The organism is Streptomyces sp. NPDC091371 (assembly GCF_040684275.1).
Classification (GTDB): domain Bacteria; phylum Actinomycetota; class Actinomycetes; order Streptomycetales; family Streptomycetaceae; genus Streptomyces.
Map to the genome: position 1 here is coordinate 1 of NZ_JBFBFP010000014.1, position 21,959 is coordinate 21,959.

A 21,959-nucleotide genomic window follows, 5' to 3' on the forward strand; every position below is an offset into this window, starting at 1 on the left:
GCCGCCCGACCCCCACCCTCTTGCGGGGGGGGGGGGGGGGGGGGGGCCCGCGGGTTGGGGGGGGGTTGGGGGGGGGGGGGGGGGGCGCCCCCCCCCCCCCCCACCACCCTGGACGGAGCAGGCCGTGCGGAGTGCCCGTACGGATTGCCCGCGCGGGTTACGCGATGGAGAAGGTGACCACCGACTGGTAGGTGTCGGCGAACATGAACGGCGGGAGCTGGAGCATCGCCGCGCCGCCGACGGCGAACTCGCCACCGGTCAGCTCGTCCCCGCCGGCCGCCTGGGAGGCGATCTTCAGCGGGGTGTCGGTGATCGCGCCGGGCGCGCCCGCGGTGCAGGTGCTCGGGCTGTCCGGGTTGGTGACGGTGCAGGACGGCTGGATGCCGATCTGCGCCTTCGCCATCGAGTGGCCGGTCGTCGCGTTCAGGAACGGCGTACGGGTCGCCGTCACGTCCCAGCCGAGCGAGCCGCCGCGGAAGTCCTGGACGGTCGCGGCGTTGAACGCGCCGAACACCGACTGGGACTTGCCGTTGATGGTGACCGCGCCGAAGTTGACGGCGGGCTGGCCGTCCTTCGGGCCGAGGGCCAGCGGACCGGGCAGGACCTCGACGTCGACCGGGTTCTGGACGCCGGTCGCCTTCTCGACGTAGACGAAGGCCTTGGACGTCGTCGAGCCATCGATCTTGATCGTGTCGGCCTTCTTGGTGACCGTGATGTTGCAGGTGGCGACGCCGGACGCGTCCGCCGTGCCCGATCCGGTGTCACCGGTCGCCGCGCCCGCGAGCAGGGCGGAGCAGGTGACGGGGCCGGCCGGGAAGTTGGCGCCGGTGGCGACGACGGCGGTGCCCGCCGTGCCGCTGTTGGGCGTCAGCTTCGTGGTGATCGGGTCCTTGGGCAGGGCCTCGACCACGACCGAACCGACCGAGGCGCTCGGGCGCGGATCGGGCGTACAGGTGGTCGTGTAGACCGTGCCGCCCAGGTTGGCGTCCGTGATGACCTGGTCGATCGTGACCTGGATCGTGGTGCCCTCGGTGCCGTCCGGGATGGTGATGGTCCCGCTGAAGGCGGGCGGGTCGGACTTCACGTTGGCTTCTTGGTGGCTCGGCGTGGCCGGGCTGGTCACCGTCTGGGCGACGCCGCCGACGAACAGCTTGGCCTTGATCGTGTTCACCGTGTCGATCGTGAACATCGGGACGACCGGGGTCAGTCCCGGGTCGATCGTGATGGGCACGACGTCGCCGGCCTTCGCGCCGTCGGGGAGGGTGACCGTGAAGTCCTGGTTGCCGTCGGCACCCGGCTGCGGCGCCGGGGCGACGCACTTCACGAACACGGGCGTGGTCTTGGTCGCGGCCTGCGCCGTCCCCGCCAGGCCCATGACGCCACCGGTCAGGGCCAGGGACAACGCGCCCGCCCCGGCCAGCAGTTTTCGTCTGAGCGTTCTCGTACTCACTGGGTCGCGACTCCTTCGTCATGACGAACCCCTCCCCCCACCCGCTGTGTGGAGGAGGTCGAGCCGGTGCGGTGGCCGATATTGACGCGTCGCCGTGATGAGAAGTCAATGACTTGCTTTCGTGCGAAGCACACACAAATTGATGGCCCATCAGGGAGGGTCTGATGGGCCATCGGATACCGACTGGTCGGGGTGGGTCGGTCAGCGGTCGGTCAGCGGTCGGTCGGGGTGTGCAGGAGCAGGTTCGGCGTGCCGGGCGGGAGGTCGCCGAGGTGGTCCGGGACGGCCGAACGCAGCAGGGTCGCCGAGACCTGCGCCGGGGTCCGCGCCACCCCGCCCGCCAGGATCAGCGCGGCCACTCCCGCCACGTGCGGGGCTGCCATCGAGGTGCCGGACGCGCGGGCCGTGGCGGTGGGGGAGCCCCTCCAGGCCGAGACGACGGCCACGCCCGGGGCGGCGAGGTCCACGCAGGGGCCGTGGTTGGAGAACGGCGCCCACCGGTCGCCGCCGTCGCTCGCGCCGACCGTGAGGGCCTCGGGCACCGCGGCGGGGGAGCCGTCGCAGGCGTCCTGGCCGGCGTTGCCCGCGGCCGCGGTGAAGGTGACCCCGGATGCGACGGCGCCGGCCACCGCCGCGTCGAGGGCGGGGCTGCGGGTGCCGCCCATGCTCATGTTGGCGACGGCCGGGGTGGCCGGGTTGCGGGCGGCGTCCCGCACCATCCAGTCGATGCCCTTGATCATGTTCGAAAGGCTGCCCGAGCCCCGGCAGTTGGCCACTTTCACCGAGACCAGCGAGACCTCCTTCGCGACGCCGTACGTCTGCCCCCCCACCGTCCCCGCGACGTGCGTGCCGTGGCCGTTGCAGTCGCCGGAGCTCTCCAGGAACACCGCGTTGTAGCCGCTGCGGGCACGGCCGCCGAACTCCTCGTGGCGCACGTTGATCCCGGTGTCCAGGACGTACGCGGTGACGCCCCGGCCCGTCGTGGCGTACGTGTACGAGCCGTCGAGCGGGAGGTCGCGCTGGTCGATCCGGTCCAGCGGCCAGGGCGGCTCCGGCTGGGTGTCGGAGATGCGGAACTCCGCGTCCGGTTCCACCGAAGCCACCCGGGGGTCGGCTGCCAGGGCGGCGGCGCGGGCGGGGGTGGTGCGGACGGCGAAGCCGTTCAGTGCGGTGTCGTAGACGGAGCCCACCTCGTCCCCGGCGTCCGCCGCCTCGGCGGCCAGGGCGCGGGCGGGGGCGGGGGCGGGGGCGCGGGAGGTGACGCCCTTGAGGACGACGACGTAGGAGGCGGTGGGGGCTTCGGCGTCGGTGGCGTCGGAGTGCGGCGTCGGGGCGGTGGCCGTGGTGGCCGCCGCGAGGAGTGCGGCGGCCGGCAGGAGTGCGGCGAATGGGGTCATGCCGCCGATGCTCGGCGAGCGGTGGGGCGGGCGCGCGGAGGGTGCGCCGACTGGCGGCACGACACGCCGCCGCCGGGGTGGGGCGGGCGTCATCCGCGAGGGCGGGCCCGGCCGGGTCCGCCCGCGCGGCGGGGCACCTCCTCGGGCTCCGAACGTTTCCAGGGGTCGGAGGGGAGAGGGCGGCCCAGTTCGGAGCCCTGCGGGGGCGCCCCACTGCACACCCCCTAAGGGGCGAGGGGCCAGCCGCGCATGGCGAAGGTGCCCTCGTTCACGGCGCCGGCGGAGTCGTAGGTGGCCAGGGCGGCCTCGTTGTCGGTGTCCACGCCCACCCACATGCCGTAGCAGCCGCGCGCCTTCGCCTCCTCGGCCAGTGCCAGCGTCAGCGCGCGGCCGATCCCGCGGCGGCGGTAGCCCTCGTCAACGGAGAGCTCGTACAGGCACATCTCGGTGCCCTTGTCGGGGTGGGTCATCTCCACGCCCGAGACCATGCCGGCGGGATGGCCGTCCATGTACGCGATGAGCATCAGGTGGCCCGGGGCGGCGAGGAACCGCTCCGCCCACTCGGGGCGGGCGGGTTCGTCGAACAGGGACTCGGCGGCGGTGAGCTCGGCGGGGCGCAGGGCCCGGCGGATGTCCATGGCGGCCACGATAACGGCGGGGGGCTGCGCTACACGCGCACCGCGAGGGCGGCCGCGTAGTCGGCCGGGGCCGGGAGGTCCGTCAGGAGCCAGCCCGGGACGGCCGCGGGGTCGGGGCCGGAGCCGACGTACGGCTCGACTATGCCGAGGCCGATCCCGGTGCCTATCCCCTTCAGGCAGGCCTCCTTGCGGGACCAGACGCGGGCGAGCGCGGCCCTGCGGCCGGCCTGCGGGAGGGCGGTCAGCTCCGCGGTCTCCGCCGGGTGCAGGTTGCCCAGTACGTCGGCCACCGCCCGGTCGCTCGGGAGCTCCTCGATGTCGACGCCGACCGGCACCGGGGCGAGGGCGACGTACGCCAGGTCGCCGCTGTGCGAGAGGGAGAAGTGCACGCCGCCGCCGGCGACCGCCGGCCGGCCGTGCGGGCCGGCGCAGCCGGGGCAGTCCTCGCGGACCAGGACCACGTCCGCCGGAGCCAGCCCCAGGTGGGCGCCGAGCAGGACGCGCAGTCCGATGTGCGAGGCGGTGTACCGGTGCCGGTCGGCGGGCCGGTACTTCTGCCCGGCCTGCTTCAGCTCGGCGGCGTCGAGCACCCGCTCCGCCTCGGCGACGGGGTGCCCGCCGACGGCGTCCAGCCCGGTGTCCAGGGACCACACCGCCGCGGTCGCGCCCTCGGGGAGGGGCGCGGTGCGCAGTGCGTCGACGCCGAGCCGGTTCACATAATCGGTCACGCGGCCGAGCCTAGACGAAATGATCGAACTGCTCGCTAGTCTGGCCCCGACCGAACAGTCGGAGGGGGAGCAGCGTGCGAAGTGCAGTCGTGACGGCGGGAGAAGACCGGATCCGGTGGGCCGAACTTCCCGGGGAGGAACCGGCGCGCGTGTGGGTGCACGGGCTCGGAGCCAGCTCGCCCGCCTACTTCGCGGCGAGCGCCGTGCATCCGCTGCTGGCCGGACGCCGTTCGCTGCTGGTCGACCTGCTGGGCCACGGGCACAGCGACCGGCCCGCGGACTTCTCCTACACCCTCGAAGCGCACGCCGACGCGCTGGCGGCCGCCCTCGCCGCGGCCGGAGTGGAGGGCGCCGAGCTGATCGGGCACAGCATGGGCGGGGCCGTGGCCATCGTGCTCGCCGCCCGCCATCCGCACCTGGTCTCCCGGCTGCTGCTCGTCGACGCCAACCTGGACCCGGCTCCGCCCGTCCCGGCCGCCGGGAGCAGCGGGATCGCCGCCTACACCGAGGAGGAGTTCCTCGACGGCGGCTGGGCCGAGGTCCGCGACCGGGTCGGCGCGCACTGGTGGGCCACGATGCGGCTGGCCGACCGGACCGCCCTGTACCGCTCCGCCGTCCACCTCGCCGCGGGCACCACGCCCACCATGCGGGAGCTGCTGCTGGAGCTGAAGATCCCGCGCGGCTTCCTGCTGCCCGAGGCCGACGGCCCGCTCCCGGGCGCCGAGGCCCTGGAGGCCGCGGGCGTCAGCGTGGTGGCCCTGCCCGACTGCGGGCACAACATCATGCTGGACAACCCGGAGGCCTTCGCCGAAGCCGCCGCCGCCGTACTGGCCTGAGGACACAGTGCTGATGGACGACCTCGCGCGCAACTGGGAGCGCATCGAGACCTGGTTACGGGAGCACGGGTGCACCAGTGCCCTCTCCGCCCTGCACCCACCCGCCTCCTCCGTCGAAGTGCTCGAGGGCGGGCCGGAGTACATGCGGGAAATGCTCGAAGAGTTCACCGAGCAGCGGGACGAGGATCCCGAGCACTGGATCCTGGATCCGTGGGCGGATCCGCTGTGGCTCCCCATCGCCGGTACGATCGGTCTGATGGCCCGGTCCCTGGAGTCCGGATCCCCCATGCCGTACTCGCGTCGCTACGCGTACGTCCCCCGACTGGACGAAGGCCCGCCCGGGCGCCTCCAGTGGAAGCTTGACGAGATCCGGCACCAGGACGCGAGGAGCCCCTCCTACGGCCGCGCGCCCGGGGACGGGGTGCCGTCGGTCCAGGCGTAGACGCGCTTGCCGCGCACCGCGACCTGGTACTGGTAGCGGTCCCGGCACTCGGGCCGCACCTCGGCCCGCAGGTGGCCCGGCCACCACCGGGCGCCCAGCTCCGGCCCGTCCATCCGCCGCGGCGTGCCCGCCGGGCACCGCGGGCCGTCGAGCGGGGTCGCCCCGAGGTCGAACCGGATCAGCCGGGCCTGGTCGGTGGTGTGCACCCGTATGCGTATGTCGGTGGCGTCCTCCGGTATCCACGAGGGCAGGACGAACGCCCGGTCACCGCGCGTCGGAGCCTCGGCGACGGTGGCGAAGCGCTTGCCCTTCTCCTTGTACACGTGGCCGTCGATCGCGTCGGACAGGGGGTTGGGCGGCAGGTTGGGCAGCGCGAAGGCGGCGGTGGCGAGGACTCCGACGGTGGCGGCGGCGACGACGAGCGGACGGCGGTTCATGCCCTTCAGTCTCGGTGGCGGCACCCCCCTCGCGCGTCCCTCCCCAGGACGAATCTCAGCTCTGCCGGAGGTCCTACACGGCCTCATACCTGAGAGGGGCGTGCTCGCGGCGATCTGGCCGGCCCGCCGCGCGGCCCCGCTGAACACGCGCGATTCCGTCAACGCGCAGTAACCCGGCGGCGCCCCGAGCAGTTGGCCGGTGGGGGACGTGTACGTCCGCCCGCCCCCGGACCCGAGGAATGCCATGCGCCGTCGCCGCCTTGTCACCGCCCTGGCAACCGCCACCGCCGTGCTCGCCCTCGCGACCCCGGCCCGGGCGGTTCCGGCCGACAAGCCGCAGGTGCTGAGCCGCTGGACGCAGACCAGCGCCGCCAGCTACCACGAGTGGGCCGAGGCACGCCGGCACCGGGCCGCGTGGGCCGCGTACGGCTTCGACTGGTCGACGGACCACTGCACCGCCTCCCCGGACAACCCCTTCGGCTTCCCCTTCGAGACGGCCTGCGCCCGCCACGACTTCGGCTACCGCAACCACCGTGCGGCGGGCCTGTTCCCGGCTGCCAAGGCCCGGCTGGACGAGGCGTTCAATTCCGACATGAAGCGGGTCTGCGCGCGCTACTCGGGCGGGAGGAAGGCCTCCTGCGCCGCCACAGCGTGGACCTACTACCAGGCCGTCAGGGGCATCGGGATCTCCGGGGACCAAACGCCGGAACCGGCCCCGGCGGTGATCGCCGGGGCCGGTCCTGGGCAGGGCGCTACACGGGCTGCGGGGAACGCAGTTCCAGCAGGGTGATGTCGGCCGGGGCGCCGACCCGGACGGGCGGTCCGAAGAACCCCGCTCCGTTCGTCACGTAGACCTTGGTGTCGTCCACCTTGCCGAGCCCCGAGTTGACCGGATTGGCCAGCTCGGTGATGGCGGTCAGCGGGAACATCTGCCCGCCGTGCGTGTGCCCGGACAGTTGGAGGTCCACCCCGTGCCGGGCGGCCTCGTCGGCGAACACCGGCTGGTGGGCGAGGAGTACGACGGGACGCGACGGGTCCCGGCCGCCAAGGGCCTTCCCGAGGTCGGGCCCCCGCCCGTGCTCCTGCCCGGCGAGGTCCTCGACCCCGGCCAGGTCGAGGTAGGCCCCGTTGTGCCGGATCTCCACGCGCTCGTTCACCAGCGGGCGGACCCCGACGGCGCGCATCTCGTCCAGCCAGTCCTCGACCCCGTCGTACAGGTACTCGTGGTTCCCGGTGACGAAGAAGTTGCCGTACCGCGATTCGAGCCCCTTCAGCGGCCGGGCCGCGGGCCCCAGCTGGGACGCCGTTCCATCGGCGAGATCGCCGACGATCGTCACCAGGTCGGCCTGCAGCCCGTTGACCATCCGGACGATCCGCTCGGTGTGGGCGCGCCCGAGCAGCGGCCCCAGGTGGATGTCGCTGACGACGGCGATCCGCAGACCGGCCAGGCGCGGGTTCACCTTGGAGAGGGTGACCGGTACGCGCTTGATCAGCGGATCCCCGAGCGCCGAGGACATGCCGAAGCCGACCGTGCCGAGGGCGGTGGCCCCGGCCAGGGTGCCCACGGCCCGGCCGAGGAAGAGCCGGCGGCCGACCAGGCGGTCCTCCGCCGGGGCGGGGGAGTCCGCCGCGGGCTCCGGGACCGAGACCGGCTCGGGTGCCGTTGCCGATGTCGTCGCCGATGTCGTCGCCGATGTCGTCGCCGACGCCGCCACGGCGACCGGTGCCGGTGCCGGTCCCGGATCCGCCTGCTGCTCGGCGCGCCGCCACCTGCGCAGCGCGAGCGCCCGCGGCAGTTCGAGTATCACGAGTGTCGGCAGCAGGTAGAGCAGTACTCCGATCAGGGTGTAGCCGGGCCACGCCAGGAACCGGCCGCCACCTCCGTCCGAGGGATCGAACAGCGGGGTGAGGATCCGGGTCCCGGGAGCGAGCAGCGCCGAGAGGACCACCCCCCCTGTGGCCAGCCGCCGTACGAGCGTCCGCGGCCTGGTCGTGTCACGGACCAGCCGGATCCACAGGTAGTAGTGGACGGCGCCGGAGCCCACCAGCATGAGCACCCACAATCCGATTCCCAGCATGTTTCTCTCCCTCGGACCGGATGGATCAGGCGCGGCCGGCGGGGACGCCGACCCCTGCCGTGTCGGGCTGCGCGGAGGCCGTGGCGGCGGGCGCGGCCGGGGACGACTCGGAGATGCCGAACCGGTCGTGGAACGCGCGCAGGGGCTTCGGAGCCCACCAGTTGGCCTTGCCGGCGAGCCGCATGGAGACCGGTACGAGGACGGCCCGGATCAGAGTGGCGTCGACGAGGATCACCACGACCATGCCGATGCCCAGCATCTTGAGGAAGACGATCTCGGACGAGGCGTACGTCGCGAACGAGGCCGCGAGGATGACCGCTGCCGAGGTGATCAGCGGGCCGCTGCGCTCCAGGCCGGCGGCCACCGCGCCGGTGTTGTCGCCGGTGAGGTCGTACTCCTCCTTGATCCGCGACAGCATGAAGACCTCGTAGTCCATGGAGAGGCCGAAGGCCACGCAGAACATCAGGATCGGGATGCTGGGCTCGATCGAGCCGCTCGGCGTGAAGCCGAACAGGTCGGCCAGGTTGCCCTCCTGGAAGATCCACACGAGGACGCCGAACATCACACCCATGCTCAGGGTGTTGAGGAGCATGGCCTTCGCCGGGAGCAGCACGCTGCCGGTCATCAGGAACAGCACCAGGAACGTGGTCACCAGGATCAGCCCGAAGACCAGCGGCAGCCGGTCGACCAGCTCGGCGCGGAACTCGCTCAGCTCGGCGGGGTAGCCGCCGATCTTCACCGAGCCCGGCTCGGCGCCCTTCGCGGCGACGGAGCGGATCTCGGAGTGGGCCCGGTCGATGTCCTGGGCGACGGTGCGGTGCGTGGCGACCACCGAGTACCAGGTGCTGCGCTCACCGGCGAACCGGCGGGAGGAGTCACCGGGTTCGGCGATCTTGCTGCCCTTCGCGTACGAGCCGGTCAGCGCGTCGACCTGGTGGATCCCGGAGACCCGGGACAGCTCGACGGCAGTGGCCTCGATCGAGGACCGGTTGGCGTCGGTCCCGGCCTGGCCGGCGCGCAGGACCTTGATCGCGCTCATTTCCTCGGAGGCGAAGTTGTCGAGGATCTGCTGCTGGACCACCCGGCTCGACACGTCACGCGGCAGTACCTGGGCGCCCGGCACGCCGAAGGTGAGGCCCAGGGTCGGCGAGGCCAGCCCCAGCAGCACCACCAGCGCCGGGATGCCGTACAGCAGCGGCCGGCGCATCATGCGCAGCGCGGTGTGGTGCCACCAGCCCTGCTCGGGACGGGTGTTCTCGTTCTTGCGGACGACCTTGCGGCCGAGGCGGGCCAGCGAGGCGGGCAGGATCACCAGGGCCGCGAAGACGGAGGTGAGGACGGTGGCGATACCGGCGTACGCGAACGAGCGCAGGAAGGGGAACGGGAAGAGCAGCAGGGCGGCCAGCGACAGGATCACGGTGAGACCGCTGAAGGCGACGGTGCGGCCGGCGTTGGCGACGGACTGCTCGACGGCGTCGGGGACGGACCGGCCGGCCCTCAGCTCCTCGCGGAAGCGGTTGATGACGAAGAGGCTGTAGTCGACGCCGAGCCCGATGCCCATCACCAGGGCCAGGTTGGCGGCGAAGGTGGAGACGTCGGTGATGTAGGTGACACCGCGCATCAGCGCCAGGGTGGTGATCACCGAGAACAGGCCCATGCCGAGGGTGAGGAAGGCCGCCGAGAAGCGGCGGTAGATGGCGAACAGCAGGAGCAGCACCAGCGGGAAGACGATCATCTCGGCCCGCAGGAAGTCCTTGCGGGACTGCTCGGCGGCCTGCCGGAACACCTCGTCACCGCCGCCGACCTGGACCTTCACCTGGGCGTTGTCCCGGGTGAAGGCGGGCGAGATGTCGGCCAGCCGGGTCCGGGCCTCGGTCACCGTGCCCGACATCCGGGCGATGATCAGGGCCTGCTTGCCGTCCTTGCCGCGCATGGTGGGCGAGTTGCCCCGCGACCAGTACGAGAAGACCTCGGCCACCCCGTCCTGCCCGGCCAGTTCCCGCTCCAGGGCGCGGCCCTCGGACGCGACGGCGCCCTCGTCCACGGTGTCCTGCTTGGCGGTGACCATCAGCAGCACGCTGGGCGTGCCCGCCTTGAACTCCTTCTCCAGGACGGCCCGGGTGGTCACCGACTCGGAGCCGGGGGTCTCGAAGCGGCTGAGAACCAGGCGGTTCATGGTGCCGGCGGCCAGGACCAGGCCCAGCACGGCCAGGGCGACGCCGACCCATACGACGAGCTTGGACCGGGTGGCGGTCACCCGCCCCCAGCGCTGCAGTGCGGGGGGCCGCTCCAGGGGGTTGTTCCGATGGGACTGCTGTGTACTCGGCATTTTCTGCTCTCTGGATGGAGGGGGAACAGTGGGGGGAAGGGGTCAGGGGTGCAGGGGACGCGGCGGGGTCACAGACCGCGGGCGTCGAGCCAGGCGTCGATCCGGTCGAAGGTGCTGGGCGCCGAGCGGGCCATCGTGGCGTAGTGCCCGGCTCCCGGGATCGTGACGAGTTCGCTCTGGGCGCCGGTGAACAGCCGCTGGTGGGCGGAGCCTCCGGTGACGCGGGCGTCGTCGTCCCCGTAGACGAGGAGGACCGGGACCTTGATCGAGCCCAGGTGCTCGAGATCCGTGAATACGGAGTCGAGCTGCGAGCTCATGTCGCCGCAGGGGTGACGGTTCTGGTGCGGGGCCGCGGCGTCCATGACGCGCTGCTCGGTGTCGTGGAAGTTGCCCCGGCGGAACTGGTCGGGCCCCAGGTCGTAGTAGACGTAGCCGCTCGGGTCCGAGGGCGCGCGGCTGGGCTGTCCGCCCGCCATGCAGCTCTGGAGGGCGCTGAAGAAACGGGTGTTGGCCTCCGGGGTCAGGCCCCGGTCGGTCCAGTCCATGATCATCAGGCCGTCGATGGCGCCGAACGAGTAGGCCTCGATCTGCGCGACCTGCCCGCCGTTGGACTGCCCGGCGAGGGTGACCGTGTCGAAGCCCTGCGCCGTGCCGGGACCCTCGGCCGGCTTGCCCTCGAGGGTGTAGGTCCCGGCCCGCAGCTGCTGCACGATCTGGTGCGCGATATCGGCCTCGGCGCCGATGCACGTGTCGAAGCCGTCGGGGCGGTCGCTGGCCCCGTAGCCGAGCCGGTCGATGGTGACGGAGGCGTGCCCGCGCTTGGCGAGCTCCTCGGCGTAGTGGTAGCCGGGCACGTCGAGGCGCCAGTACCACTCGCCCGCCGCGATCCCGTGCTGGTAGAGCGTGACCGCCCGCTTCCCGCCGGAGAGCACGGACGCGGGCGCGGTCAGGTGGCCGCTGATCCGCTGGATGCCGCCGCTGGTGCGGCAACCGGTCTTGCTGCCGTTGGTGTTGCGCACCGTGAAGGAGACCGGCACGTCCACGATGTGCTGCGCGGCGAGCCGCGCCGCGGTCTCCTTCGCGGCCGCCTCGGCCTCGGCGGGCGACGGCGGGGAGGACACGGTCGTCGACACCCCGGCGGCGCCTGCGGCGGGGGTGTCGGCCGCTGCGGTCATGGCCGCCGCCACCGGACTCGCCAGCAGCGCCGCGGCCGCGCCCAGTACGGCGACCCGCTTGATGATGCTCATGAACTCCTCACCTCTCGCAGCGGCCCCGCAGTGGCGGCCGGCAGCTCTCTCCGCGCGCGGAGCCAGGCAGCCTGGTCCGCGACGGTCTGTTCCAACGGGCGGAAAGTCGCGCCGAGTTCGCTGACGGCGCGGGCGGAGGAAACCCTCCGGTGGTGTCCTTCGAGCAGCGTCCGCATGCCGGTCCGGGTGGCGACGGGCGGTACCCCGCGCACCCTCGCCTGCCACTCCAGGACCGAGGCGAGCGTCATCGCGGCCGACGAGGGCAGCTTGCGCGGCACCGTTCCGGTACCGGTCGCCCGCACCACGGCGGCGCAGATCTCGTGCAGGGGGTACCAGCTGCCGCCCGCGATGTAGCGCCTGCCGCCGGTCCCGAGCGCGGCCGCCGAGACGCAGACGGCGGCCGCGTCGCGGGCGTCCACCACGTGGTTGCCCGCCGCGGGCAGTGCCTTGATCTCCCCGCGCGCCACGGCCAGGAAGAGCCGCCCCGCCGAGGTGGGTCCGGAGTCACCGGGGCCCCACATCCAGCCGGGCAGGACGAGCGGCACGCGCAGCCCGTACCTCGCGCCGAAGCGGGCGATCAGCCGCTCCGCACGGATCTTGCTGGCACGGTAGTGGTTCCCCGTGGCGGGGTTCCCGTTGGGCGTGTGCTCGTCCGCGGGGCGGCGTACGTCGCCGCCGCCCAGCACGGCGATGGAGCTCGTCTGCACCACCGTGGGCACCTCGGCGTCGACCGCCGCCTTCAGCAGCTCCTCCACCGCGTCCACGTTGGTGCGGTGCAGCAGGTCCAGGTCGCGGCCCGGCTGGTAGTACTCGCGGAAGTACGCGGCCGTGTGGATCACCGCGTCCATCCCGCGCAGGGCGCCGGCGTAGCTGTCGATGTCGGTGACGTCCCCGGTGACCAGCCGCAGCGCGGGATGGATCGGCAGCAGCGCCTGCGCACGTTCGACGTCCCGGACCACCGCCGTCACCTCGGACCCGGCGGCGAGCAGCCGGGCGACGACGGCGTGGCCGAGCAGCCCGGTGGCTCCGGTGACCATGACGGCGCCCAGCGCCGGGTACTGCGGGGCCGGCTCAGAGGGCGGCGGGTTCGCGGTCATGCGCGGTCCTTTCAGGGCTTGCCGGGCCTGCCGGGGGAAGGTTCGGTGCGGGCTCGGGCTCCTCGCGCAGCCCGAGACGGCGGTGGATCCGGCGCAGCGGGGCGGGTGCCCACCAGGCGCGACGGCCCAGCAGCGCCAGCACCGCCGGGACCAGCAGGGTCCGTACGACGAGGGCGTCCACCAGCACGGCCAGGGCGACGCCGAGGCCGAGCATCTTGGTGTTGGTGATCCGCGACAGGCCGATGGAGACGAAGACCACGCTGAGGACCACGGCGGCTGCGGTGATCAGCCCGCCGGTGGTGCGCATGCCGTGCAGCACGGAGGCCGAGTGGTCGCCGGTCCGGTCGAAGTGCTCCTTGATCCGGGCGACGAGGAAGACCCCGTAGTCCATTGACAGGCCGAAGGCCACGCAGAACATCAGGACCGGAAGGGTCGCCTCCACGTCCCCGGTCGCGGTGAAGCCCAGCAGCCCGGACAGCCCGCCCTCCTGGAACACCCAGACCACCGCGCCGAACATGGCGGTCAGGCTGAGGCCGTTGAGCGCGATCGTCAGCAGCGGCATCGCCAGGCTTCCGGTCAGCAGGAAGACCAGTACCAGCGTGCCGACCAGGATGAAGCCGAGGGCGGGGGCCAGGCCCCGGCCGATGGCCGCCTTGCTGTCCACCACCTGGGCCGCCGGACCGCCCACGGAGGCGCCGTCGGGACCGGCCGCCTCGCGCAGCTTGCCGACGAGTTCCTGGTGGGCGGCCGAGGTCGCGGCCGTGTCGTCCTCGGCCACCACCGTCAGCAGGTCGTAACCCGCCGTCCTGCGCCCGGAGTCGGCGGGCGAGGGGACCTCTGACCGGGCGCCGTCGCGGTAGGTGCCGGCCGAGGACTCGACCCGGGTCACCCCGGCGAGCGCGGACAGTTTCCCGGCGATCCGGCCCGCGGTGGCCTGTGCGTCGGCGGAGGAGGCTCCGCCCGTACGCAGCAGGACCGGGATCGAACCCTCGGGCAGGTCCTCGAAGTCCTCGCGCAGGGTCTCCTGGGCGATCCGTGACTCGCTCGCGGTCGGCAGCTGACGGTGGTCGGCGGTGCCGAACCGGGCGTTCAGGAACGGCAGTCCCAGCACCAGCAGGATGCCCGTCACCGCCACCGTCACCAGTGGCGCACGGCGCATCACCAGCTCCGTCACCCGCCCCTTGGGGGCCGGCGCGTCTCCGCGCCCACGACGGCGCACCGTCAGCGCGTCCACCCGGCGACCCAGCAGCGCCAGCACCGCCGGCAGTACGGTCAGTGCGGTGAGGGCCGAGACCAGCACCACCGTGATCCCCGCGTAGGCCAGGGAGCGCAGGAAGTAGAGCGGGAAGACCAGCATCGCCGCCAGGGCGACCGCGACGGTCAGCGCCGAGAACAGGACGGTCCGGCCGGCGGTGCGCACGGTGCGCAGCACGGCCTCCCCGGGGACTGCCCCGGCGTCCAGTTCCTCGCGGAACCTGCGCACGATCAGCAGCGCGTAGTCGATGGCGAGGCCGAGCCCGAGCGCCGTGGTGAGGTTCTGCGCGAAGACCGACACCTCGGTGAACCCGGTGATGAGCCGCAGCACCGCGCCCGTGGCGAGGACGGTGACCAGGCCCACCAGGACCGGCAGCGCTGCGGCGAGCACCCCGCCGAAGACCCAGACCAGGACGATCAGGGTGAGCGGCAGGGCGATCAGCTCGGAGCGGGCCAGGTCCTCTGCCACGGTGCTCTGGATCTCGTTCTGCACGGCGAGCGGACCGGTGATGCGTACGGTCAGCCCTCCCTGCTCGCCCTGCTCGCCCTGCTGCGCGCCGCGGAACCGCGGTGCCAGCTCCTCCAGCGCCGTCCGGGCCCGGTCCTCGTCGCCCTCGATGCGGGCGGCGATCACCGCTTGCCGGCCGTCGTGGGAGCGCAGCTCGGCGAGCCCGGTCTGCCAGTACGAGACGACACCGACGACCGGCTTCTCGAAGGCGAGCCGCTCGGCCAGCCGGGCACCCTGCGCGGCGAACGCGCGGTCGTCGACCTGCGCGCCCTCCGGTACGGACACCAGCAGGACGAGATTGGGCTGCTGCTCCGGGTAGTGCGCCTCCAGTACGCGCTGCACGCGCGCCGATTCCGAACCGGGGTCCGTCGTACCGCCGCTGCCGAGCCGGTCGGGCAGGTCCGCCCCGAGCAGGAGGGCGTCCAGGACCAGCACCAGGGCCGCGACCAGGAACAGCCAGGGCCGGCGCACGACGTGCGCCCCGAGAAGCCTCAGCATCACGCCACGCTTTCCACGGCGGTGCCGAGTACGGACACCCCGGCCGCCAGCGGCGCCAGATCGCGGTGCGAGGACCAGGCGCCGACCGCACCGTCCGGACGTACGTAGATGACCAGCGGGCGCTGTTCGGCTTCGGCCAGCACGGTCAGCTTCCGGCTGATGTCCACCGCCCCGGCGTACGGGGCCGAGGCGTCCCCTCCGCCCCGCGGCCGGTGGTCGGTGAGCAGCAGGACATCCGTCTGGGATCCCACCGACGAGCGGGCCGCCAGCTCGGCGGCCTTCCGGGCGGTGGCGTCCGCGAGGTCGTCACCACCCCCCTGGACGACCAGCAGGGCGTGCCGGCCGGCCGCGAGGAACTCGTGCAGCGACGCCGACCCCGTGCCGTGCAGCGGCTGCCACGGGGTGTCGGGCAGCCGCACCCCGGGCCGGAGCAGGCGCGGGCCCTTGGCGTCCTTGGCACTCCGGGGGTCCGCCTTCGGCAGCCCGCCCGGGACCGCCGGGCTCGATTCCAGACCGGGATCGAGCTGGGCGAGTTCGGGAACGATCTTGCGGTCCAGCGCTCCCGTGGCCGTGGCCACCTTGAGCACGGCGTCGCGCAGCACCCGCTTGGGGCCGTCGCGCAGCATCCACAGCTTGGTCTGGCGGTCGGAATTGCGCAGCGCCCGCAGGGCGGCGGGCCGCCGCTCCGCCTCGTAGCTGTCCAGCAGTGCCGGATCCGCGCCGTGGATCACCGCGGCCAGCTTCCAGCCCAGGTTGAAACCGTCCTGCACCCCGGTGTTGAGACCCTGCCCACCGGCCGGGCTGTGGCAGTGGGCGGCGTCCCCGGCGAGGAAGACCCGGCCGGCACGGAACGTCCCGGCCACCTTGGTGTGGACCCGGAAGGTGCTGCGCCACCAGGTGGAGTCGAGCGTCCAGCCCTTCGGGCCGCGTGCCGTCAGCAGCTCCTGGAGCTCCTCGTCGGACAACGGCCGCACCTCGCCCGTGGCGTCCCGGTCGAAGAAGACGCGGTGCCCGCCGCCGGGCAGCGGTACGACGACCAGCACGCCCTCGGGCGTGAGGTGGTACTGGGCCTCGTCTTCGGGCAGACCACCGCTGAACTCGCCGTCGCCCAGCAGGAAGTCACGTGCGTACGTACTGCCCTCGAAGGCGATCCCGGCGGCCTCGCGCACCTTGCTGTGCGTGCCGTCCGCGCCCACCAGCCAGCGCGGCGAGAGGGGGGCGGGGGAGCCCGTACCGGGAACAGAGAGGCTGACCGAGACGTCGGAGGGGACGCCGGACTGGGTGGAGCCGGTGATCCGGGCCTCGGTGAGCTCCGTGTTCCACTCGACGTTGCCGCCGAGCTTCAGCAGCCGGTCGTACAGCACGCCCTCGGTGACCGACTGCGGTACGCACAGCGGGCGGGGGAACGCCGTGTCGGCCAGTGCGCCGAAGCGGACCCCTCCGGTGCGCTTGCCGTTGGACCAGTACGACGCGCCGGACAGCGGCAGCGCCCGCTTCTCCAGTGCGTCCGCGACGTCGATGCGCCGCAGCACTTCCAGCGCGCCGCTCCACAGGATCAGCGCCTTGGGCTCGCTGGCCGGGCCCTTCCTGCGGTCGATCACCCGACAGTCCACTCCGTGCTGGAGCAGTGTGCAGGCCGTGGTGAGGCCGGTGGGCCCGGCCCCCACGATCAGCACGGTATCCGACTGCGTCATACGAGGCTCCTGGCATAGGAGCCGCCGCGGGAACGCAGCAGGTCCACGATCTGGTCGATGGCCTCGTCGGTGGTGGTGAAGTGGACCGCGAGCATGCCGAGGTCCGAGGCGGCCTGGCAGTTCTCGTCGAGGTCGTCGAGGAACAGGCACTCGTGCGCCGCCGCGGGCAGCCGCTCCAGCAGCCGCCGGTAGATCAGCGGATCGGGCTTGCGCACCCCCTCGGCCGACGAGTCGACGACGGCGTCGAAGAGCTCGTCCACCGGGAGCTGGGCGCGCCAGCGCGGACCCCATTCCACGACGTTGTTGGTGAGCAGGGCGGTCCGGTAGCCGTTCCCACGCAGTTCGCGGAGGAAGCGGACCAGCCGCTCGTTGACGGTCCGGGCGCGGAACCACACCTCGCCGAACTCCCGTTCGCCGAGCAGCTCCTCGTACGTCCGGCCGGGCAGCTCGGCGAGCACCCGCTCGACCATCTCGCGCTCCGTGCACGAGGCGGTCTCCAGGTCCGCCATCGGGCTGCGGCCGTAGCGCTGCGCCGCCCGCGCGAAGGCACCCTGGAGCGCCGGGAGCGGCACGTTCACGGCCTCGGCGAAGGCCGCGAAGGTCTCGTGCAGAGGATTGGTCAGGACGCCGCCGTAGTCGACTACGACGGTGGTGATGTGACGGGAGGTCACTGGGCCACCTCCAAACGGAACGAGGCGACGGCGCGGCCCTGCTGGAGGATGTCCACGACGACCGGGACGACCAGCGTGCTCAGCGACTCGTTCAGCCGGAACTGCTCCACGCGGGCCACGGCCCGGGTCTGGAGGTCGAGTTCGGCGAACTCCTGGAACTGCGCGTCCATCGCGGTCACCTGGAGACCGTTCGCCGAGATGGCGTGCAGCGAGGACACGGAGGCCGCGGCCAGCTGCCGGGCGGCTTCCAGCAGGAGGTTGCCCGGAACGTGGTCGAGCTGGTGGTCGAAGAGGTGGGGGTGCGTCGTGTCGGAGAGCACGGTGGCGGCGAAGCCGCTCTCCCCGGCGGGGATGGGCTGGGTGATCACCACGTTGTACGGGTCGCGGCGGCCCACCGCGGCGGGGGCGGCGGCCACATGGGTGGGGAGGACGCCGATGGCGCCCGCCAGGGTGCTGCGGCGGCGCTCGCGCAGCGCGCGGTAGACGCCGCGGGTGAAGAAGGCCAGTCCGCCGCTGCACTGGAGTGCGTCCTTGCCCTCGATGGCCAGCGAGCCGGAGAAGTCGATGGCCTGCACCCGGCCGTTGCGCTTGCGCTGCGGCAGGACGGTGAGGGTGGCGACCGCGCGGGCCGGCCGGTCAGCTGTGCGCAGGGCCCCCTGGTCCCGTACCTCGGTCTGCAGGTGGCGGAAGATGAAGGACTCGTCCAGGCCGACGTCCTCGTAGGCGTGGGCGAGGAACACCCCGGCCTGGCGCAGCATCTCGATCAGCAGGAGGAAGTCGTGGGTGCGGGACTGCTCGCCCATGATGTGGGCGCGGGGCAGCTGGGCCGCCACCTCGTACGTGTCGGTTTGATCCGGCACCCGACGGGAATCGGTCAGGAAGACCTCGGCGATCGCGGCGCGGTGGACCATGGCACGGGGGACGGTGCTGTCGTATCTGAGAGCGGAACGGAGCTCGTCCTGCTGCGCTGGACCTGTCATCGTTTTCTCCAAAGAGCGAGCGAGGGGACCGCATCACCTTGGAGGACGGGGTTTGACCAGCCGCTGGAGTATTCGCTGACCGTCCACAGGACGGCCTCGGCACGGCTTCCGGGGTGCCTCTCAGACCGTTCGCGCCTCTCCTGCGGATCTCAACTGCCGCGCGACGTCAAGATGTCGGACGATGTGATCCCCCTCTCATTCGATCTTCGAATGGCGAGAACCAGTCGGTAATACCTAGCCTTATGGCGGTCTTACTCGGGGGGTAGAGATGTCTGGTGTGCTGCTGCGTGAGCGCGGCTTCAAGGGGGGCGACGGAGGTACGTCGCGACTGCGGTTCCGTCTTCTGGGACCGCTGCAGGTCAATCGTGGAACGAAGGTGCTGGAGCTGGGTCCGCCGAAGCAACGGGCCCTGCTCGCAGTGCTGTTGCTCAGACCCGGCCTGGAGACCGGGGTCGATCAGCTGATCGAGGCGCTCTGGGGGGAGGACTCCCCGGTTTATGCGAAGAATTTGATCCAGAAGTCCGTTTCGGGTCTGCGTGGCCTGCTGTCGGCCGACGAAGGCGAAGGCCAGGGCGTGTTCCTGGAGTGGTCGGGCGGCGGCTACCGCATGGACGTCGGCGACTCCGAAGTGGATCTGTACGAGTACGAACAGCTGGCGGCCGCGGGCATCGCCGCGGCGCGCAAGGGCGAGATCCTGCAGGCGGCCGGGCTGCTGGAAATGGCGCGCACGATGTCTACGGGGCCGCTCGTGGAAGGGCTCGAAGGGCCCATGCTCGACCGTGAACGGCTCTACCGCCAGGAGCGTTTCCTCGCGGACATGGAGGTGCGCGCCGAACTGGAACTGGAGCTGGGCAGGCACCGCAACGCCGTGCCGTACCTGCACTACGCGGTGGACAAGTACCCGCTGCGGGAACGCTTCCTGTGGCTGCTGATGCTCGCGCTCTACCGCTCGGACCGCGGCAACGAGGCGTTGACGGTGTACTCCGTCCAGCGCGCCCGGGTCGTCGAGGCGCTCGGCGTGGAGCCGGGCTCGGCCCTGCGGGCGCTCCACGCACGACTGTTGCTCCAGGACCCGCAGCTGATGGTGATGTCGGCCCTGCGCCAGGACGGCGGTGGGGCGGAGGGCGAGGTCGTCCCCATCGAGCTCCCGCTGCTGGCCCGCCGCGGCCCGTTCGGCTAGGGCCTGATCCTCGATCCCGTTGCCCCGTGCCTGCCGTGCACGGGGCGCTCTGCCGGATCGCCGGCCCGGACGCCGCGCCACCGTGCGGCGGGGTCGGGGGCCGCCCACCGGCGCTCGCCGGTGGGCGGAGCGGCGTACGGGATCCGTGCCGACGGACCGTCATGGCGCGGTGCGGCGACTGCGTTTCCGGCGGTGGCTGAACGCGCCGGTGGCGGGTTCGGTGAAGGCTGCCGGGACGAGGCGGGCCGTTCAGCCGGACGGGGCGGGTACTCCGCTCCCTGGTCATGGAAGGCCCCGGGACGACGCTGCGGCATCATGGAGCGGGGGCGGCCGGCATCATGGCACGCCCCCGATCAATTTGCGCGCTCGCGTTACATTGCGAATGGCCGGATTGGGATGAGGGGCGGCGTGAAGGCCGCCACCGAAGGGGCCCCGTCGCCGCGACCGTGGCAAGAAACCGTTGCTGGGGCCGCTGACCTGCGGCTTCGGCAACCGCAGGGTGGTGCCCCCGGCAGGACTCGAACCTGCGGCCAAGTGCTTAGAAGGCACCTGCTCTATCCACTGAGCTACGGGGGCCGGAAGTGGCCGCGGTGGGCCGTGCCGGGTCAAGGATAGGGCTCCGGTTGCCTTGTCCCGGTTGCTTCACCCGCGTGCCACGATGTGTAGGTTCGGTGAAGCGGTCCCGATAATCGCAGGCAGGTGCGATTCTCGCACCGCTTTTGCGCCGCGGCGCCCTGGGTGTTGTGCACTCGTTATGCCTGCGTCCCACTCGTCCACTGTGTCCAGGATGTCCCTCTGGAGTCGCGGTCGGCGCGCAGAGGACTTATAAGCTTCAAAAATGGTCCTAAATTGGGCATTCTTCGCATGTGGTGACCTTGGATGTTCGGCCTCAGCTGCTCGATGCCCTGTCCGCCCTGCGCGACCGGGTCGCGTCCGTGCGTCTGCCGCTGCCCCTGCCCGGCGCCCCACGCGCCCGCCAGACCAGAGCCGAGCTGCTCGCGCAGCTCGACGACTACCTCGTACCCCGGCTGAAGGCGCCCGAGGCGCCGATGCTCGCCGTCGTCGGCGGGTCCACCGGAGCCGGTAAGTCCACCCTCGTCAACTCCCTCGTCGGCCGCCAGGTGAGTGAAGCCGGGGTGCTCCGGCCGACGACCCGCGTCCCCGTGCTCGTCTGCCATCCGGACGACCACCACTGGTTCGCCGGAATGCGGGTGCTGCCCGACCTGATGCGGGTCTGGGTGCCGCACGACGAGGACGAGGGGCCGCCCGCGCTACGGAAATCCCCCCGCGACCGGGGGCGCGGAGCCGGCGGCGCGACGCGCGAGATGCGCATCGAGACCGTGTCCGGCCTGCCCCGCGGCCTCGCCATCCTCGACGCCCCCGACATCGACTCCCTCGTCGTCGAGAACCGGACGCTCGCCGCGGAGCTGATCTGCGCCGCCGACGTCTGGGTGATGGTCACCACCGCCTCGCGGTACGCCGACGCCGTCCCCTGGCACCTCCTGCGCACCGCCAAGCAGTACAAGGCCACCCTCATCACCGTCCTCGACCGGGTCCCGCACCAGGTGCTCGCCGAGGTCTCGCGGCAGTACGCCGCGCTCCTCACCCGGGCCGGGCTGGGCGACGTACCGCGCTTCACCGTCCCGGAGCTGCCCGAATCGACCGGCGGCGGCGGGCTGCTGCCGGCCAGCGCCGTCGCCCCCCTCTTCGCCTGGCTCGCCCACCACGCGCAGGATCCGGCCGCCCGCCAGTACGCCGTCGGGCGGACCGCCCTCGGCGCGCTCGACTCCCTCGCGCGGCGGATGCCCGAGCTCGCCTCCGCCGTCGCCGCCCAGCACGCCGCCGCCGTACGGCTGACCGCCGCCGTCGAGGACGCGTACAAGAGGGAGGGCAAGCGGGTCCAGGTCCGCCTCGGCCAGGGCGCCGTACTCGCCGGGGACGCGCTCACCCGCTGGCGCGGCTACCCCCTCGACACCAGCGCCGGCGAACTGTTCGACTCCCTCTCCGAATCCCTCGCCGCGCTCGTCCAGTGCGCCGTCGCCGCCGCCGACGAGCGCATCGCCGAGGCCTGGAAGCGCGAGCCCGCCTCCGGAGCCGTGCCGCTGCCCGCCCCCGACCGCGAGGCGGGCGAGCGCATCGGCGTGGCCGTACGCCGCTGGCGGCGCGTGCTGGAGGAACTCGCCGAGGAAGAGGCCGCCGGGCTCGACAGGCAGACCGCCCCCGACCCCGACGGCGTCGCCGCCCTCCTGGCCGCCGCCCTCCTCGGCGGCAAGCGCGCCCGCCCCGCCGGAGAACGGCTCGCCGAACGGATCGGGGCCCAGTCCGCCCTGCGGCTGCGCGACCGGGGCGCGGAACTCCTCGGCGACCACCTCGACCAGGTGCTGCGCGCCGAACGCGACCGCCGGCTCGCCCCCTTGGAGGCGCTCGAAGTGACCCCGGAACCACAGGCCGAGCTCATCGCCGCACTGTCCGTACTGCAGAAGGAGAGGTGACGC

18 protein-coding genes and 1 tRNA gene are annotated in these 21,959 nt (G+C 72.6%); 5 read left to right on the plus strand and 14 right to left on the minus strand.

The window, feature by feature from the left end; all coding sequences use genetic code 11:
• Positions 1–157: 157 nt before the first annotated feature.
• The 4 genes from AB0O21_RS17630 to AB0O21_RS17645 form a co-directional block, all read right to left on the minus strand.
• The gene (locus AB0O21_RS17630; protein WP_365172036.1) at positions 158–1,450 is read right to left on the minus strand and encodes a hypothetical protein; all 1,293 of its coding nucleotides are present in this window, start codon (positions 1,448–1,450) and stop codon (positions 158–160) included.
• Between the two features lie 212 nt (positions 1,451–1,662).
• Positions 1,663–2,847 carry a S8 family serine peptidase gene (locus AB0O21_RS17635; RefSeq protein WP_365172037.1) on the minus strand — a complete coding sequence of 395 codons (1,185 nt, stop codon included), beginning with the start codon at positions 2,845–2,847 and terminating at the stop codon, positions 1,663–1,665.
• A gap of 224 nt (positions 2,848–3,071) precedes the next feature.
• Positions 3,072–3,485, minus strand: coding sequence for a GNAT family N-acetyltransferase (locus tag AB0O21_RS17640; RefSeq protein ID WP_365172038.1), 414 nt, complete (start codon positions 3,483–3,485; stop codon positions 3,072–3,074).
• Positions 3,486–3,514: 29 nt separating this feature from the next.
• A complete protein-coding gene (locus AB0O21_RS17645) occupies positions 3,515–4,213 on the minus strand; it encodes a 4'-phosphopantetheinyl transferase superfamily protein (protein ID WP_365172039.1) in 699 nt (232 codons plus the stop codon).
• 74 nt (positions 4,214–4,287) lie between these two features.
• Here AB0O21_RS17645 and AB0O21_RS17650 point away from each other — a divergent pair, with 74 nt between their 5' ends.
• A complete protein-coding gene (locus AB0O21_RS17650) occupies positions 4,288–5,049 on the plus strand; it encodes an alpha/beta hydrolase (RefSeq protein WP_365172040.1) in 762 nt (253 codons plus the stop codon).
• A gap of 13 nt (positions 5,050–5,062) precedes the next feature.
• On the plus strand, positions 5,063–5,491 hold the full coding sequence (locus AB0O21_RS17655; protein WP_365172041.1) for a hypothetical protein: 429 nt from the start codon (positions 5,063–5,065) through the stop codon (positions 5,489–5,491).
• On the opposite strand, the gene AB0O21_RS17660 is transcribed toward AB0O21_RS17655, so the two are convergent.
• Complete coding sequence (locus AB0O21_RS17660; RefSeq protein WP_365172042.1) at positions 5,446–5,928, minus strand: hypothetical protein; 483 nt, start codon at positions 5,926–5,928, stop codon at positions 5,446–5,448. The genes AB0O21_RS17655 and AB0O21_RS17660 overlap by 46 nt on opposite strands.
• Before the next feature lie 244 nt (positions 5,929–6,172).
• Here AB0O21_RS17660 and AB0O21_RS17665 point away from each other — a divergent pair, with 244 nt between their 5' ends.
• Positions 6,173–6,718 carry a phospholipase gene (locus AB0O21_RS17665; RefSeq protein WP_365172043.1) on the plus strand — a complete coding sequence of 182 codons (546 nt, stop codon included), beginning with the start codon at positions 6,173–6,175 and terminating at the stop codon, positions 6,716–6,718.
• On the opposite strand, the gene AB0O21_RS17670 is transcribed toward AB0O21_RS17665, so the two are convergent.
• The 8 genes from AB0O21_RS17670 to AB0O21_RS17705 all read right to left on the minus strand — a co-directional run bounded on the left by AB0O21_RS17670 (position 6,681) and on the right by AB0O21_RS17705 (position 18,284).
• Positions 6,681–8,006, minus strand: coding sequence for a metallophosphoesterase (locus AB0O21_RS17670; protein WP_365172044.1), 1,326 nt, complete (start codon positions 8,004–8,006; stop codon positions 6,681–6,683). The two genes, AB0O21_RS17665 and AB0O21_RS17670, sit on opposite strands and share 38 nt — an antisense overlap.
• 25 nt (positions 8,007–8,031) lie before the next feature.
• A complete protein-coding gene (locus AB0O21_RS17675) occupies positions 8,032–10,335 on the minus strand; it encodes an MMPL family transporter (protein WP_365172045.1) in 2,304 nt (767 codons plus the stop codon).
• A 68-nt stretch (positions 10,336–10,403) separates the two neighbouring features.
• Complete coding sequence (locus AB0O21_RS17680; RefSeq protein ID WP_365172046.1) at positions 10,404–11,582, minus strand: alpha/beta hydrolase; 1,179 nt, start codon at positions 11,580–11,582, stop codon at positions 10,404–10,406.
• Positions 11,579–12,679, minus strand: a complete 1,101-nt coding sequence (locus AB0O21_RS17685) for an NAD-dependent epimerase/dehydratase family protein (RefSeq protein ID WP_365172047.1) — start codon at positions 12,677–12,679, stop codon at positions 11,579–11,581. The genes AB0O21_RS17680 and AB0O21_RS17685 overlap by 4 nt, the downstream gene beginning before the upstream one ends.
• Positions 12,654–14,939, minus strand: a complete 2,286-nt coding sequence (locus AB0O21_RS17690) for an MMPL family transporter (protein ID WP_365172048.1) — start codon at positions 14,937–14,939, stop codon at positions 12,654–12,656. Before AB0O21_RS17690 ends, AB0O21_RS17685 begins: the two co-directional genes overlap by 26 nt.
• Positions 14,939–16,633 carry an FAD-dependent monooxygenase gene (locus AB0O21_RS17695; protein ID WP_365172049.1) on the minus strand — a complete coding sequence of 565 codons (1,695 nt, stop codon included), beginning with the start codon at positions 16,631–16,633 and terminating at the stop codon, positions 14,939–14,941. The genes AB0O21_RS17690 and AB0O21_RS17695 overlap by 1 nt, the downstream gene beginning before the upstream one ends.
• Positions 16,630–17,304 carry an HAD family phosphatase gene (locus tag AB0O21_RS17700; protein ID WP_365172050.1) on the minus strand — a complete coding sequence of 225 codons (675 nt, stop codon included), beginning with the start codon at positions 17,302–17,304 and terminating at the stop codon, positions 16,630–16,632. Before AB0O21_RS17700 ends, AB0O21_RS17695 begins: the two co-directional genes overlap by 4 nt.
• Entirely contained in the window at positions 17,301–18,284 is a 984-nt protein-coding gene (locus AB0O21_RS17705; RefSeq protein ID WP_365172051.1) for a ScbA/BarX family gamma-butyrolactone biosynthesis protein, read from the minus strand. The genes AB0O21_RS17700 and AB0O21_RS17705 overlap by 4 nt, the downstream gene beginning before the upstream one ends.
• Positions 18,285–18,660: 376 nt before the next feature.
• Between AB0O21_RS17705 and AB0O21_RS17710 the strand changes: the two genes are divergently transcribed.
• On the plus strand, positions 18,661–19,464 hold the full coding sequence (locus AB0O21_RS17710; protein ID WP_365172052.1) for an AfsR/SARP family transcriptional regulator: 804 nt from the start codon (positions 18,661–18,663) through the stop codon (positions 19,462–19,464).
• Between the two features lie 500 nt (positions 19,465–19,964).
• Here the strand turns inward: AB0O21_RS17710 and AB0O21_RS17715 are convergent.
• Positions 19,965–20,040: transfer RNA gene (locus AB0O21_RS17715), tRNA-Arg, on the minus strand.
• Positions 20,041–20,339: 299 nt separating this feature from the next.
• Here AB0O21_RS17715 and AB0O21_RS17720 point away from each other — a divergent pair.
• Entirely contained in the window at positions 20,340–21,956 is a 1,617-nt protein-coding gene (locus AB0O21_RS17720) for a dynamin family protein (protein ID WP_365172053.1), read from the plus strand.
• Positions 21,957–21,959 lie beyond the last annotated feature (3 nt).